General features: G+C 57.3%; 13 protein-coding genes. 7 read left to right on the top strand and 6 right to left on the bottom strand.

What is annotated here, in order from left to right; genetic code table 11:
- The first annotated feature begins 82 nt into the window (after positions 1-82).
- The 5 genes from KHU33_RS18605 to KHU33_RS18585 all read left to right on the top strand — a co-directional run bounded on the left by KHU33_RS18605 (position 83) and on the right by KHU33_RS18585 (position 4,733).
- The gene (locus tag KHU33_RS18605) at positions 83-823 is read left to right on the top strand and encodes a 3-ketoacyl-ACP reductase (RefSeq protein WP_211465636.1); all 741 of its coding nucleotides are present in this window, start codon (positions 83-85) and stop codon (positions 821-823) included.
- A gap of 221 nt (positions 824-1,044) precedes the next feature.
- The gene (phaR, locus tag KHU33_RS18600; protein WP_211465634.1) at positions 1,045-1,608 is read left to right on the top strand and encodes a polyhydroxyalkanoate synthesis repressor PhaR; all 564 of its coding nucleotides are present in this window, start codon (positions 1,045-1,047) and stop codon (positions 1,606-1,608) included.
- Positions 1,609-1,711: 103 nt separating this feature from the next.
- Positions 1,712-3,103 carry a 30S ribosomal protein S12 methylthiotransferase RimO gene (gene rimO, locus KHU33_RS18595; RefSeq protein ID WP_211465632.1) on the top strand — a complete coding sequence of 464 codons (1,392 nt, stop codon included), beginning with the start codon at positions 1,712-1,714 and terminating at the stop codon, positions 3,101-3,103.
- A complete protein-coding gene (locus KHU33_RS18590) occupies positions 3,100-3,537 on the top strand; it encodes a hypothetical protein (protein ID WP_211465630.1) in 438 nt (145 codons plus the stop codon). The genes rimO and KHU33_RS18590 overlap by 4 nt, the downstream gene beginning before the upstream one ends.
- A gap of 29 nt (positions 3,538-3,566) precedes the next feature.
- A complete protein-coding gene (locus KHU33_RS18585) occupies positions 3,567-4,733 on the top strand; it encodes a cystathionine beta-lyase (protein ID WP_211465628.1) in 1,167 nt (388 codons plus the stop codon).
- A gap of 65 nt (positions 4,734-4,798) precedes the next feature.
- Here the strand turns inward: KHU33_RS18585 and KHU33_RS18580 are convergent, their stop codons facing one another.
- From KHU33_RS18580 to mfd, 4 genes are read right to left on the bottom strand one after another with little or no spacing between them, the layout of a single operon-like run.
- The gene (locus KHU33_RS18580; RefSeq protein ID WP_211465626.1) at positions 4,799-5,353 is read right to left on the bottom strand and encodes a GNAT family N-acetyltransferase; all 555 of its coding nucleotides are present in this window, start codon (positions 5,351-5,353) and stop codon (positions 4,799-4,801) included.
- Positions 5,350-5,712, bottom strand: a complete 363-nt coding sequence (locus KHU33_RS18575; protein ID WP_211465624.1) for a DUF4870 family protein — start codon at positions 5,710-5,712, stop codon at positions 5,350-5,352. Before KHU33_RS18575 ends, KHU33_RS18580 begins: the two co-directional genes overlap by 4 nt.
- A 43-nt stretch (positions 5,713-5,755) precedes the next feature.
- On the bottom strand, positions 5,756-6,604 hold the full coding sequence (serB, locus tag KHU33_RS18570; RefSeq protein WP_211465622.1) for a phosphoserine phosphatase SerB: 849 nt from the start codon (positions 6,602-6,604) through the stop codon (positions 5,756-5,758).
- Between the two features lie 49 nt (positions 6,605-6,653).
- On the bottom strand, positions 6,654-10,100 hold the full coding sequence (gene mfd, locus KHU33_RS18565; RefSeq protein WP_211465620.1) for a transcription-repair coupling factor: 3,447 nt from the start codon (positions 10,098-10,100) through the stop codon (positions 6,654-6,656).
- A gap of 278 nt (positions 10,101-10,378) precedes the next feature.
- On the opposite strand from mfd, the gene ispD reads away from it, so the two are divergent.
- Together ispD and ispF are read left to right on the top strand one after the other, a co-directional pair.
- The gene (gene ispD, locus KHU33_RS18560) at positions 10,379-11,077 is read left to right on the top strand and encodes a 2-C-methyl-D-erythritol 4-phosphate cytidylyltransferase (protein ID WP_211465618.1); all 699 of its coding nucleotides are present in this window, start codon (positions 10,379-10,381) and stop codon (positions 11,075-11,077) included.
- Between the two features lie 31 nt (positions 11,078-11,108).
- Positions 11,109-11,612, top strand: a complete 504-nt coding sequence (gene ispF, locus KHU33_RS18555) for a 2-C-methyl-D-erythritol 2,4-cyclodiphosphate synthase (protein ID WP_211465616.1) — start codon at positions 11,109-11,111, stop codon at positions 11,610-11,612.
- A gap of 16 nt (positions 11,613-11,628) precedes the next feature.
- Here the strand turns inward: ispF and KHU33_RS18550 are convergent, their stop codons facing one another.
- Entirely contained in the window at positions 11,629-12,969 is a 1,341-nt protein-coding gene (locus KHU33_RS18550; protein ID WP_211465614.1) for a sensor histidine kinase, read from the bottom strand.
- Positions 12,970-13,020: 51 nt separating this feature from the next.
- Positions 13,021-13,725: an osmolarity response regulator transcription factor OmpR gene (ompR, locus tag KHU33_RS18545; protein WP_211465666.1), complete on the bottom strand. Its 705-nt coding sequence runs from the start codon at positions 13,723-13,725 to the stop codon at positions 13,021-13,023.
- Between the last annotated feature and the right edge of the window lie 33 nt (positions 13,726-13,758).

Here is a 13,758-nt window from a genome sequence, read left to right as displayed (position 1 = left end):
TAAAGTGCGAGAAGACGGTAGGGCAAGCAGCAAACAATAAGCGCATGGATTTTTTGAATTGTTTTTTTGAAGGAGACAAAAGATGGCAAAGCGAATCGTTTATGTGACCGGGGGAATGGGCGGCATCGGCACCCCAATTTGTACTCGTCTTTGCACAGATGGTTTTACCGTGGTTGCCGGTTGCGGACCAAATTCGGCGCGCAAGGATAAATGGCTGGCCGATATGCGGGCCAAGGGATATGACATCCATGCTTCGGAAGGCAATGTCTCCGATTGGGAATCGACCAAGGCGGCATTTGACAAGGTCAAGGCGGAAGTCGGTGAAGTCGATGTCCTGATCAATAACGCCGGCATTACGCGTGACGGCCAATTCCGCAAGATGTCCAAAGCCGACTGGGATGCCGTCATCGACACCAATCTGAATTCACTGTTCAACGTCACCAAGCAGGTCATCGACGGCATGGCGGATCGCGGTTGGGGGCGGATCGTCAATATTTCGTCGGTGAACGGCCAGAAGGGCCAGTTCGGCCAGACCAACTATTCGACCGCCAAAGCCGGGATTCACGGCTTTACCATGGCGCTGGCGCAGGAAGTTGCGACCAAGGGCGTTACCGTCAACACGGTGTCTCCCGGTTATGTCGGTACCGATATGGTGCGTTCGATCAGGCCCGACGTCCTGGAAAAAATCGTTGCCGGGATCCCGGTAAAACGCTTGGGCGAACCGGAAGAAATCGCCTCGATCATCTCCTGGATTGTGTCAGAAGAGGGTGGTTATGCGACCGGCTCAGACTTTTCGCTGAACGGCGGCCTGCACATGGGCTAATGCCGGTTCCCGCGTGGATTGTTCGTGACTCGTTTTCAGTTCACGCGGGTTGTCACTAATACTTGTTTGTATTGCAATGCAATAAAACTCCCTGCACTGCCTTTGCACATGCCTATAATAAGGATGTGCTGCTGCAAGCATGGCTTGCTAAAGTGGTAATCGAAGCGGCAAAAAAGCGGCAAATATAAAATGCGTTATGGGCGCAGCAACCTGGGACAGAAATGACTACTACAAAAAAAATGTCTGAACGTTTGATCAAGAAGTATCCGAATCGTCGCCTGTACGATACGCAAACCAGTTCATACATTACCCTGACGGATGTCAAGCAACTGGTCTTGGACAACGAGGAATTCGTTGTGCTGGACGCCAAGACCGACGACGATCTCACGCGCAGCATCTTGCTGCAGATTATTCTGGAAGAAGAGTCAAACGGCACCCCCATGTTTTCCAGCGCGGCGCTGTCGCAAATCATTCGCTACTACGGCCATGCGATGCAGGGGATGATGGGTTCTTATCTGGAAAAAAACATCCAGGCTTTCATCGATATCCAGAACAAACTGACTGAAAACTCCAAGGGTTTTTACGAAGGCAAGCCCTTCAGCCCGGAAATGTGGACGCAGTTCATGAATGTCCAGGGGCCGATGATGCAGGGCATGATGAGCAACTATATCGAGCAGAGCAAGGGCTTGTTCATCCAGATGCAGGAACAGATGCAAAACCAGACCAAGAACATGTTCGGCACTTTCCCGTTTGCTCCGCCGCCGCCGGACAAGACAAAAAAATAATCATTCAAGACACGCCCCGTAGCGGGTTTTTAGAAACCATACGGGGTAACCATGGCGGAGGAAGGGGTACAATAGCGACTTTGCTTTGACCCCATCTCCTGTCATGTCCAACGTCATTCCTGCTGCACCAGCCACCGCCGCCACTGCACTGCCTGCGCCCAAAGTCGGTTTTGTCTCCCTGGGTTGCCCCAAGGCACTAGTCGATTCCGAACAGATCCTGACCCAGCTGCGTGCGGAGGGTTATGAAACTGCCAAGTCGTATGAGGGGGCTGATCTGGTCATCGTCAACACTTGCGGGTTCATCGACGCCGCAGTGCAAGAGTCGCTGGACGCCATCGGCGAAGCCCTGAGCGAAAACGGCAAAGTCATCGTGACCGGTTGCCTTGGCGCCAAAAAGGATGCTGACGGCGACGACATCATCCAGAAGATCCACCCCAAGGTGTTGGAAGTCACCGGTCCGCACGCGGTAGGCGAGGTCATGTTTGCGGTGCATAAGCACCTGCCCAAGCCGCATGCTCCCTTCCTCGATTTGCTGCCGCCGCAGGGCATCAAGCTGACGCCTAAGCATTTCGCCTATCTGAAAATTTCGGAAGGTTGCAATCATCGTTGCAGTTTTTGCATTATCCCATCGATGCGCGGCGACCTGGTGTCGCGCCCGATTGCCGACGTCATGCTGGAAGCCGAGAACCTGTTCAAGGCTGGCGTCAAAGAATTGCTGGTGATTTCGCAAGACACCAGCGCTTACGGCGTCGACGTCAAGTTCCGCATGGGTTTCTGGAACGGCAAGCCGGTCAAGACGCATATGACGCAACTGGTCACCGCGCTGGGTGAACTGGCTGCGCAATACGGTGCCTGGGTGCGTCTGCACTATGTTTATCCTTACCCGCACGTCGACCAGATCATTCCGCTGATGGCGGAAGGCAAGGTGCTGCCATACCTGGACGTGCCGCTGCAACATGCCCATCCCGATGTGTTGAAGCGCATGAAGCGCCCGGCCAGCGGCGAAAAAAATATCGAACGGATCCAAGCCTGGCGTGCGATGTGCCCGGATCTCACCATTCGTTCGACCTTTATCGCCGGCTTTCCTGGCGAAACCGACGCCGAATTCGAATACTTGCTGGATTTCCTGAAAGAGGCGGAAATCGACCGCCTCGGTTGTTTTGCTTATTCGCCGGTGGAAGGCGCGACCGCCAATGCACTGGATAATCCGGTGCCGGAAGAGCTGCGCGAAGAGCGTCGTGGGCGCGTGATGCAGTTGCAGGAAGAGATTTCCAAGAAGCGCTTGCAAGCCAAGGTCGGCAAGACCATGCGCGTGCTGATCGATGAAGTCGACCGCAATGGCGGTATCGGCCGTTCCAGCGCCGATGCGCCTGAAATCGATGGCGTGGTCTATGTCAAGCCGCCGTATGAGCCGCACAAAAAACTGGTGGTTGGCGAATTTGTCGATGTCACCATCACGGCTTCGGATGCGCATGATTTGTGGGCTGCTGCATGATGGCAGGGAAGTTTGCTGTTGCGCTGTCGTTGGCGTTTGGTCTAGCTTCCACTCCGGTATTTGCGGACAGCGTTGATGTTGCCGCTGTCCCGGCACCTGCGGCCACGGTGCAAAACTTATTCGCTAAGCCGCTAATTTTGCGCGGCACGCTGGGCGATGCGCAAATCGAGATGCATTTGCAACTGAAAGCGGATCCGACCGAAGGCATTCAAGGCCATTACGTGATTGCCGGCCAATCCGCCAAAATCCTGCTGGCTGGCGAATCGGAAAATACCGATGTCATCATGGAAGAATCCATCAATGGCAAGGATGTCTCAGGGGAGTGGGCTGGAAAACTGCTCGGCAATGTCTTCAGCGGCACTTGGTCGACCACAGACGACGCGGTGACCAAACCCTTCGCTTTGACCGTGCAGGCTGCCAAGCCCGTTAAATAAATCATAGCCACTCATAGCCACCATTGAACATGCCCAAAAAAAAGAATTCTCAAACCGCATTGATGCACAGCGAATATACCGCGCCGACAGGTTTTGACGCCTTTCCGGTAGCGATTCACCACGCTTCCACGGTGTTGTTCAAGAATGTCGCAGCGATGCGCGCCCGTGACTGGCAGGAAAAGAGCGGCTATACCTACGGCCTGCATGGCACGCCAACCTCGTTTACGCTGGAGGCGCGGCTGGCTGAAATCGAAGGCGGCCGGTACTGCCTGCTGGCGCCTAGCGGCCTGGCTGCGATTACGATGATCGATCTGGCCTTGCTGAAGAGCGGCGACGATGTGCTGCTGCCAGACAACGTGTATAACCCGAATCGCGAATTAGGTAACTGGCTGGACAGGGACTTCGGTATTTCGGCGCGTTACTACGATCCCTTGATCGGCGCCGGCATTACCGGATTGATCCAGCCGAACACGCGCCTGATCTGGACCGAAGCACCGGGTTCGGTGTCGATGGAAGTGCCGGATATTCCGGCCATCTGCGCCGCTGCACATGCCAAAGGCGCTTTGGTGGCGATAGACAATACCTGGTCCGCCGGCTTGGCTCTGCGTGCTTTCGACCTCGGCATCGATATCGTGATGCAGGCGTTGACCAAATATCAGTCGGGCGGATCGGATATATTGATGGGCGCCGTGATCACCAGGGATCCGGTCTTGAACCAGAAGCTGCAGACCGCGCACATGCGCCTGGGTTTCGGCGTCGGCATGGATGATGCCTATCTTGTGTTGCGTAGCCTGCCGACCATGAAATTGCGCTTTGAAGCGCATGATGCAGCGGCGCGCACAGTCGCCGCCTGGTTGAAGCAGCGGCCGGAGATCAGCCGGGTACTGCATCCGGCTTTTTCAGATTGTCCGGGACATGAAATCTGGCAGCGCGACTTCACCGGAGCCGGCGGCTTGTTCTCGGTATTGTTCGACGCGCGTTATAGCGAAGAACAAACCGACCGCTTTGTCGATAGCTTGAAATTATTCAAGATCGGCTATAGCTGGGGCGGCGCAAACAGCCTCTGCGTTCCTTACCGGATCCAGGGCATGCGTAAAAACTGGCAGGATCAGGGCATCCTGGTGCGCTTCAATATCGGTCTGGAAGATCCGCAGGATCTGATTGCCGATATCGAACAAGCCTTCGCTGCGATGTAGCCTAAGCTACGACGATTTGAACGAAAAAAACCGATCCACGTAGATCGGTTTTTCTTGCCTGTCGTTTAAGATAATTGCTGACACATATAAACCGCGGCTGCCTGATTTTCTGATACTTGATAACTGGCGAGATTTTCTTTGGCCGGAGAATGCTGCATTTCCATCGACGCATAGCCCAGCGCGCTCCAGAATGCCCGCGACTGTTGTACCGATACCAGCGCGCTCCAATGCAAACCGTCTGCACGCGCGTGTTCCAGCGCAACCGCGACCAAAGCATTGGCCGCTTGCCGGCCGCGTGCACCGGGCGCGACAGCCAGATCATGCAGATACAAGCAATCCGGCGCAGCTGCAATCTTGAACGGCCGGTCCAGCGCCGTGACGACATCTTTGTTTGACGGATAGCTGAACAGATAGGCCGCCGGCTCTTGCCCATGCGGCGACCAGACCCAGCAAGTGCCCGGGGTCAGGGCAAGGCGGGCGCGGAATACGGCTTCCGATTCCTGCATGAGCGGCGGATAGCATTCCGCCTGGATCTGCATGACGGCAGGAATGTCCTGGTCGGACATGATCCTGACGGTGCCGTGGTTTGCTGCAGCCTGTTTTTCGATAGCTGAAATCAAGCAGGCATTGCCTTATTGTCATTCAGGTCTACCAAGCCTTTGATCAGGCGATAGCCTTTCCATAGCCAGGCAATGCCCCATACAGCGAAAGCCAGCGGGATCCCGATCACCGTCAGGAACAGGGCGCCGCCGACGAACATCCACAATAGATACCACCAGAATGAACGAATCTGCCAATTGTAGTGGCTGTACACAAAAGTATCTGCCGCGTCCTGGCGCTTGACATAATTGATGATTAACGGGATCCAGGAAAATGCCCCTAGAGAAAATACCAGGCTGGCGCCGTGAAAAAGGTAGAGCCACCAGGCAAGGTTCTTCTCGGAGTGCAGTTTGCTATCGAAAACCAGTTCTTGTGCCATGACTGTCCTTTAGATTAAGGGGAGGCGCTGATTTCAACGGAAATTACGCCAATATCGGCAAGATGCCATCCAATCCGACAAAATTCAAGGCCACGCTGGCTTGCGCGCGCACTACCGGCTTGGCGCGGAAGGCGACCGACAGGCCGGCGATCTTCATCATGTTGAGGTCATTGGCGCCATCGCCCATGACAATCGCCTGACTGGCAGCGATATCCAGCTCGGCGCAGACGCGCTCGACAGTCAGTTTCTTTTCCTCTGCGTTGACGATACTGCCCAGCACTTTGCCGGTCAGCTTGCCGTCGACGATTTCAAGCACGTTGGAATGGGCGTAATCCAGCCCCAGCGTGGCTTTCATGCGGTCGGTAAAGAAGGTAAAGCCGCCGGATACCAGCAAGGTCTTGATGCCGGCAGCCTTGACCGCGGCCAGCATGTTTTCCGCGCCCGGCGACAATTGCAACCGTTCGTCGAACACCCGTTGCAACGCCGATGCATCCAGACCTTTGAGCAGGGCCACGCGCCGGGTCAGGCTTTCGTTGAACTCCAGTTCGCCGCGCATGGCAGCTTCGGTAATCGCCGCGACTTCCGGCTTGAGGCCTTGCATGTCGGCGATTTCGTCGATGCATTCGATGGTGATCAAGGTCGAATCCATGTCCATCGCCAGTAACTTGAAATCGCCCAGTTTCGGCGCTGACGGCAGCCAGGCGCAATCGACCTGGGCGCCGTAGCAGGCGGCGTCGATCAGCGTCTTCAGGTTGTCGGAATAGGCGACGTCGTCGCAACGCCATGCATGGCGGCCGGCGCTGCTGATATCGACAGCGGCAACGCCCGCCAGGCTGGCGATACGGTCAATGGCGTTGCGTTCTGCGCTCAGGCTTTGCAAGATCAGATTCATGTGTCTGTGTGGCTTTACTAGAATTTAAAAAAGGAACAACGAGGCCAGGTCATCCGGCCAAGGCTTTGATGGTCGCCTTGACCTGCGTCAGGCGCGCGGCCAGGTCGGGCATGTCAGCGGTGATGCGCAATTTGTCTTGGCCATTCAGTTTGATATGACGATTTTTCTGAATCAGCTCGATGATGCGCATGGCGTCGATCGGCGGATTCGGCACGAATTGCAGCAAGGCGGCGTCGGTATGCGCGTCGATCTTGACGATGCCTATCGATTTGGCGGCAATCCGCAGGCGATGGGTTTCGATCAAGGCTTTGGCGGGATCCGGCAGCTTGCCGAAGCGATCGATCAATTCTTCCTGCAGGTCGTCGATTTTGTCTTGCGCATTGCAATTGGCCAGGCGCTTGTAGATCGATAGTCTTTCGTGGACGTCGCCGCAATAATCGTTGGGCAGCAAGGCTGGCACATGCAAATTGATTTCGGTGGTGGTCGAGAGCGGCGCCGCCAGATCGGGCTCCTTGCCATTCTTCAATGAGCGCACCGCTTCGTTGAGCATGTCGGAATACAACTGGAAGCCGATCTCAAGCATTTCTCCGGATTGGTTTTCGCCCAATACCTCGCCGGCGCCGCGGATTTCCAGGTCGTGCATGGCCAGGTAAAAGCCGCTGCCGAGTTCTTCCATCTGCTGGATCGCATCCAGCCGGCGCTGCGCCAGTTTGGTCAGACCCTGGACGTCATGCACCAGCAGGTAGGCGTAAGCCTGGTGATGCGAGCGGCCAACCCGGCCACGCAATTGATGCAATTGCGCCAGGCCGAATTTGTCGGCGCGATGCATGATGATGGTGTTGGCAGTCGGCACATCGATGCCGGTTTCGATAATCGTGGTGCACAGCAGGATATTGAAGCGCTGGGCAACAAAGTCGCGCATCACTTTTTCCAGATCGCGTTCGTGCATCTGGCCGTGGGCGATGGCGATGCGCGCCTCTGGCAGCAGCGTTTCCAGCATCGCCTTGCGGTTCTGGATGGTCTCCACTTCGTTGTGCAGGAAGTAGACCTGGCCGCCGCGCTTCAATTCGCGCAGGCAGGCTTCGCGGATGGTCGATTCGCCTTCGCTACGCACGAAAGTCTTGATCGCCAGACGCTTTTGCGGTGCGGTGGCGATGATGGAAAATTCCCGCAAGCCTTCCAACGCCATCCCCAAGGTACGTGGGATAGGCGTTGCGGTCAGGGTCAAAACATCCACTTCGGCGCGCAAGGCCTTGAGCGCTTCTTTCTGGCGCACGCCGAATCGATGTTCTTCATCGATGATCACCAGTCCCAGGCGCGAGAACTTAATATCGTCGGACAATAATTTATGCGTGCCGATCACGATATCCAGGGTGCCGTCGGCCATGCCCTTGATGGCTTGCGTCACTTCCTTGCCGGAGCGGAAGCGCGACAATTCAGCAATCTTCACCGGCCAATCGGCAAAGCGGTCGGCGAAAGTTTGTGCGTGCTGTTCCGCCAGCAAGGTGGTCGGCGCCAGGATCGCGACTTGCTTGCCGCCGAGGACGGCGACAAAGGCAGCGCGCAGCGCCACCTCGGTCTTGCCGAAGCCGACGTCGCCGCAAATCAGCCGGTCCATCGGCTTGCCGCTGGTCATGTCTTTGATGACTGCATTGATCGCGGCGGCCTGGTCGACGGTTTCTTCAAAGCCGAAGCTTTCAGAGAATGCCTCGTAATCGTGGGCGGAATATTCAAAGGCATGGCCTTGGCGCAAGGCGCGCCGCGCATACAGATTCAATAATTCCGCAGCGGTATCGCGCACCTGCTGCGCGGCTTTGCGCTTGGCTTTTTCCCACTGCCCGGAACCGAGCGCATGCAGCGGTGCGTCTTCCGGCGAGGCGCCGGAGTAGCGCGAAATCACATGCAGCTGCGATACCGGCACGTAGAGCTTGGTGTCCTTGGCGTATTCCAGATGCAGGAATTCGGTTTCGCCTTCGCCCAGATCCATGCTGAGCAAGCCCATGTAGCGGCCGATGCCGTGGTTGATGTGCACCACCGGATCGCCGATCTTGAGTTCGGACAGGTCGCGCACCATGGACTCGACCTGGGTTGCGCCTTCCTGTTTTTTCTTGCCGATGCGGCGGCCGGAGCCGGCGTATAGCTCGGTTTCCGTGATGAATATGCATTGCGGCAGTTCAAAGCCGGCGTGCAAGGGCGCCACGCCCAGCATCAGTTTTTTGGTCGAGGTGGTGAAGTCGGCATAACCGTCGCACAGCGCCAGCGGCAAGTCGTATTCGTTGAAATACTGCTGCAAGGTTTCGCGGCGGCCATTCGATTCGGCGCAGATCATCACGCGGCGGTCGCTTTGCAGTAGATAGGCGCGCAGATTGGTGAGCGGGTCGTCGATGCGGCGGTTGACGGCGATATTCGGAATCGGCGCCGACAACTCCGATGCGGTGTCGCTGTGCTGGATCACCCAGCGGCCGTAGGGCTTGGCCAGGCTGAAAAAAATCTCGGCGGTCAGAAACAGGGATTCCGGCGCCAGCAAAGGGCGCTCGCGATCCGCCTTGAGGAATTTGTAGCGCGACTGCGTGTCGCTCCAGAAGCGCTGGATAGCGCCGTCGATATCGCCCACCAGGGCAAACGTCGAGGTCGCGGGCAGGTACTCGAACAAGGTCGCGGTTTCTTCAAAAAACAGCGGCAGATAGTATTCGATGCCGGCCGAGGCGATGCCGTTGCCGATGTCCTTGTAAATCGCCGAGCGCGACGGATCGCCTTCGAACACTTCGCGCCAGCGGCTGCGGAATGCCGAGCGCGCCGCTTCGTCCATCGGAAATTCGCGGCCCGGCAGCAGCCGTACTTCCTTGACCGGGTAGAGCGAGCGCTGGGTGTCGGCGTCGAAGGTGCGTATGGTTTCGATGGCGTCGCCGAACAAATCCAGCCGGTACGGCAGGACCGAGCCCATCGGGAAGATATCGATCAAGCCGCCGCGCACGGAATACTCGCCCGGCGACATGACCTGGTTGACGTGGCTGTAGCCGGCCAGCGTCAGCTGCGACTTCAGACGCGCTTCATCGAGCGTCTCGCCCTGTTTGAAAAAGAAGGTGTAAGCGGCCAGGAAGGACGGCGGCGCCATTTTGACCAGGGCGGTGGTGGAGGGCACCAGCAGCACGTCGCATTGGCCGCTCTGGACTTCATACAAGGTCGCCAGCCGCTCGGATACCAGGTCCTGGTGCGGCGAGAAGGCATCGTAGGGCAGGGTTTCCCAGTCCGGCAGCAAGTGGCAGCGCAGACCGTTGGGCTGGCCGCTGTCGCTGGCAGTTTGAAACCAGGGGATTTCACTGCGCAGCCGTTGGCCGTCGGTAGCGTCGGCGACTATCACCACCAGCATCCGTTGTTGCGACTTGAGCGCCAGCGCGGCCTGCGCCAAGGCAAATGCATCGGCCGAGCCGTGCAAGGCCGGCAACACAAAACGGGCGGCCGGCTTGGGCAGCAATTTTTCTAGATCAAAGGACATTAGGGCCTGTTAACATAATGCAATCGATGATGCATCGACGATGCAAGCGTGTATGTGTGTCGCTGGTCTGCTCAAAAAAAGCCGCAATACGCCTGATTTGACAGTTAAAATTCAGAGCCGCATTATAAACCACGGGCATAAATGCTGATTCTCACGACTCAGGGCATGCTTGACCAGGCATCTGGTCACGCGGCTATTGTCCCAAGCGTCTGTGCCCCAAGCTTTTTAAGTACCGTATTCATGTCATTTCCTCAGAATCTCCAGCGAGTCCATTGCGCATGAATTCCTCACGCTATTTTGCGCTGATTCCCGCCGCCGGTATCGGCGCTCGTTTAGGCGCGGACATTCCTAAGCAATATATGCCATTGGCCGGACAGCCGATGTTGACGCATGTCTTGACGACCTTTGCCGCGGCAAGCGTGATCAGCCATGTTTTCGTCGTGGTCAGCCCCGACGACGGCTACATAGGCGAGCTGATGGCAGCTGCGCCGCATTTGCAGGGACGGGTCAGTCTGTTATTTGATGGCGGCGCCAGCCGTCAGGAATCGGTGCTGAATGGCTTGCAGGCAATTCGGCCGCTGGTCGGCGATGACGACTGGATGCTGGTGCATGACGCTGCCCGGCCCGGTTTGACCGGCGGCTTGATAGAACATTTGATTGAGACGCTGCAAGATGATCCGGTGGGCGGTTTGCTGGCGTTGCCAGTGGTTGATACCCTGAAGCGCGGCGATCAGCGAGCGCGCGTGGCGCAGACCGTGCCGCGCACCGCGCTGTGGGCAGCGCAGACGCCGCAGATGTTTCGCTACAGCCTGCTGTTGCAGGCGATGTCGCAGGCCAATGCAGTTACCGACGAAGCCGGCGCGGTCGAATTGCTAGGCTTGCAGCCGCGCCTGGTCGAGGGCAGTCCGCGCAATTTCAAGGTGACTCTGCCGCACGACGTGGCGTTGGCAGAGATGTTTTTAAAGGAAGAATTTTGAAATTATTCGCACTGGATTCAAAGGAAATTGTATGAGCCAACCCCTTAGCCAGCAGCCTCGGTTTCGTATCGGCCAAGGCTACGATTGCCACGCCTTGCAGGCTGACCGGCCATTGATTATCGGCGGCGTGACGATTCCGCACAAAACCGGTTTGCTGGGACATTCCGACGCCGATGTTCTGTTGCACGCAATTATCGACGCCCTGTTCGGCGCTGCCGCTCTGGGCGACATCGGCCGCCATTTCTCCGATACCGACGCACAATTTGCCGGCGCCGATTCACGCAAACTGTTGCGCGAAGCGGTACGGCTGATAGGTGTTGCCGGCTACGCTGTCGGTAATATCGATTCGACCATCATCGCGCAAGCGCCGAAAATGGCGCCGCATATTCCACAGATGGTGGCGCAGATTGCCGCCGATTGCGGGGTTGCCGCCAATCAGGTCAATGTGAAGGCCAAAACCAATGAAAAACTGGGTTATCTGGGCCGGGAAGAGGGCATCGCAGCGGAGGCCGTGGCTTTGTTGTTTCCGCTCTAATCGACATCGACATGCACTAGGCTTTTAACTGCATTTCGATCTGGATTGCCAGGCCGCCGCCTTCACGGTTGCTGACCCGCAGCTTGCCGCCGTGCTGTTTGACAATCCGGCTGACGATAGCCAGCCCCAGGCCGGAACCGTTGGCTTGTCCGCGCGCGACATCGAGCCGGGTGAACGGCCGCAGCAGGCGATCTATCTCGCTGTCCGGCACGCCCGGGCCGTGATCGGCAATATTCACGACGACCTTGTCCTGGCGGGCATGGCAACTGATGTAGACCTGGGCGCAGTCGTCTCCTTCTTTTTTTCCGTAGCGGCGAGAATTTTCTATCAGATTATTCAACACGCGCCTGAGCTCGGTTTCGTTGCAGGAGACATGGAGGTCTGGCGCGATGCTGGTGTGAATCCGGATATCGGTCTGGCGCAAGGCGGTTTGCACCACATTGTCGATCAGTTCGCTGAGGTTGATTATCTCGAAGCTGTTGATATCCGTCGGTTTCGCGTAGTGCAGGAACTGGCCGATGATGCCGTCCATCTGCGCCAGGTCGGATTGCATGCCGTTGCGCGCATCATCGGATAAATTGGCCATCTCGACTTCGAGCAGCATGCGCGCCAGCGGGGTGCGCAAATCGTGCGAAATGCCAGCCAGGATAATTGCGCGATCGGACTCGATGCGCTGCAAATCGCTCACCATCTGGTTGAAGCTGCGATTGGCTTCCTCGATCTCGGTCGGTCCGGTTTCGGGCAAGGGTTCAGGTTGCAAACCTTTGGCTACCGCGCGGGTGGCCGCGGTGAGGCGCGATAGCGGCTGGTTGATCAGGGTCGAAATAAACATGGCTCCCAGCAATGACAACACCAGCGCAACGCTGGCCCATTGCAGCCATTGAATGCCGGAGGTGCGCTCAACCCGCTCACTGTCCAGCATCAACCAGTATTCGTCGCTATCGATTTTGAAGCTGATCCAGAAGCCGCCGATATCATTGACCTTGGATGAAAATCTGGTCTGGTTGCCGAGGCGCGCCCGGACTTCTCTTTCCAGATCGGGCATCAAGGAGTTGTCGGGCGGCGGATCGATCTGGTCGCTATCTTCCAGCGGGTAAATCCGGATCCCTTCATTGCTGGCCAGGTCGAACAATAGCTCGCTGCGCAAATCCGGCGCCGAATGGGTGAGGGCGGCCCGGGTGATGGTGACGATGGAGATGATCTGCGCTGCGATTTGCTGCGCGCGCGGGCCGCGTTCGACGATCCTGAAGCTGGCAACCCAGGTCACCATGCTGACGGTGATCAGAAAGGCGAGCATGAAAAAGGTCCGCCACAGCAGACCGCTTTTCAGCCAGGCCAACCGGTTAGCCGTTGCCATGCGGCTGTATGGCGCAAAAGTTGTTTGGCGGCAATGCTGCGCAAACCAGCATCAACGCGGCTGGCCTTCGGGAATGAATACGTAGCCGAGTCCCCATACGGTTTGTATGTAGAGCGGGCTGGCTGGATCCGGTTCGATCAGCTTGCGTAGGCGCGAAATCTGAACGTCCAGGCTGCGGTCGAATACTTCATACTCGCGGCCACGCGCCAGCTCCATCAGTTTTTCACGGGACAGCGGTTGCCGAGCGTGCCGTGCAAATACCTTGAGCACTGAAAATTCACCGGTGGTGAGTGGGATCGATTCGCCGTTCTTTTTCAGCGTGCGCGTGCCGAGATCGAGTATGAATTCGCCGAACTCGAAGGACTGCGGCGTCTCCGATGGCGCGCCCGGCAATTCATCCGGTCCTTTGCGGCGCAGCACCGCACCGATGCGCGCTACCAGTTCGCGTGGGTTGAATGGTTTCGGCAGGTAATCGTCGGCGCCCATTTCGAGCCCGACGATGCGATCCACGTCTTCGCCTTTGGCGGTCAGCATGATGATCGGGGTCTGGTCGCCGGCGCCGCGCAAGCGGCGGCAGATTGCCAGGCCGTCTTCGCCCGGCAGCATCAGGTCAAGCACCAGCAAGTCGTAACGTTCGCGGATCCACAACTTGTTCATCGCCTGAGCGTTCTCCGCCGTGACCACCTGGAAGCCTTGCTCCGTCAGATATCGTCGCAGCAGATCGCGCAATCGAATGTCATCGTCGACCACCAGGATTTTATGTTGGTGGGGATTGCCTGTCTGGTTTTG

Origin of the sequence: Collimonas silvisoli, from assembly GCF_018305005.1 — a bacterium.
Classification (GTDB): domain Bacteria; phylum Pseudomonadota; class Gammaproteobacteria; order Burkholderiales; family Burkholderiaceae_D; genus Collimonas; species Collimonas silvisoli.
This window is presented reverse-complemented; position numbering and strand designations above follow the sequence as displayed.

Excerpts from the sequence above, each read along its gene's own strand:
- KHU33_RS18605 (WP_211465636.1), top strand. The coding sequence starts at position 83 with ATGGCAAAGCGAATCGTTTATGTGACCGGGGGAATGGGCGGCATCGGC.
- phaR (WP_211465634.1), top strand. The coding sequence starts at position 1,045 with ATGACTACTACAAAAAAAATGTCTGAACGTTTGATCAAGAAGTATCCG.
- rimO (WP_211465632.1), top strand. The coding sequence starts at position 1,712 with ATGTCCAACGTCATTCCTGCTGCACCAGCCACCGCCGCCACTGCACTG.
- KHU33_RS18590 (WP_211465630.1), top strand. The coding sequence starts at position 3,100 with ATGATGGCAGGGAAGTTTGCTGTTGCGCTGTCGTTGGCGTTTGGTCTA.
- KHU33_RS18585 (WP_211465628.1), top strand. The coding sequence starts at position 3,567 with ATGCCCAAAAAAAAGAATTCTCAAACCGCATTGATGCACAGCGAATAT.
- KHU33_RS18575 (WP_211465624.1), bottom strand. The coding sequence starts at position 5,712 with ATGGCACAAGAACTGGTTTTCGATAGCAAACTGCACTCCGAGAAGAAC.
- serB (WP_211465622.1), bottom strand. The coding sequence starts at position 6,604 with ATGAATCTGATCTTGCAAAGCCTGAGCGCAGAACGCAACGCCATTGAC.
- mfd (WP_211465620.1), bottom strand. The coding sequence starts at position 10,100 with ATGTCCTTTGATCTAGAAAAATTGCTGCCCAAGCCGGCCGCCCGTTTT.
- ispD (WP_211465618.1), top strand. The coding sequence starts at position 10,379 with ATGAATTCCTCACGCTATTTTGCGCTGATTCCCGCCGCCGGTATCGGC.
- ispF (WP_211465616.1), top strand. The coding sequence starts at position 11,109 with ATGAGCCAACCCCTTAGCCAGCAGCCTCGGTTTCGTATCGGCCAAGGC.
- KHU33_RS18550 (WP_211465614.1), bottom strand. The coding sequence starts at position 12,969 with ATGGCAACGGCTAACCGGTTGGCCTGGCTGAAAAGCGGTCTGCTGTGG.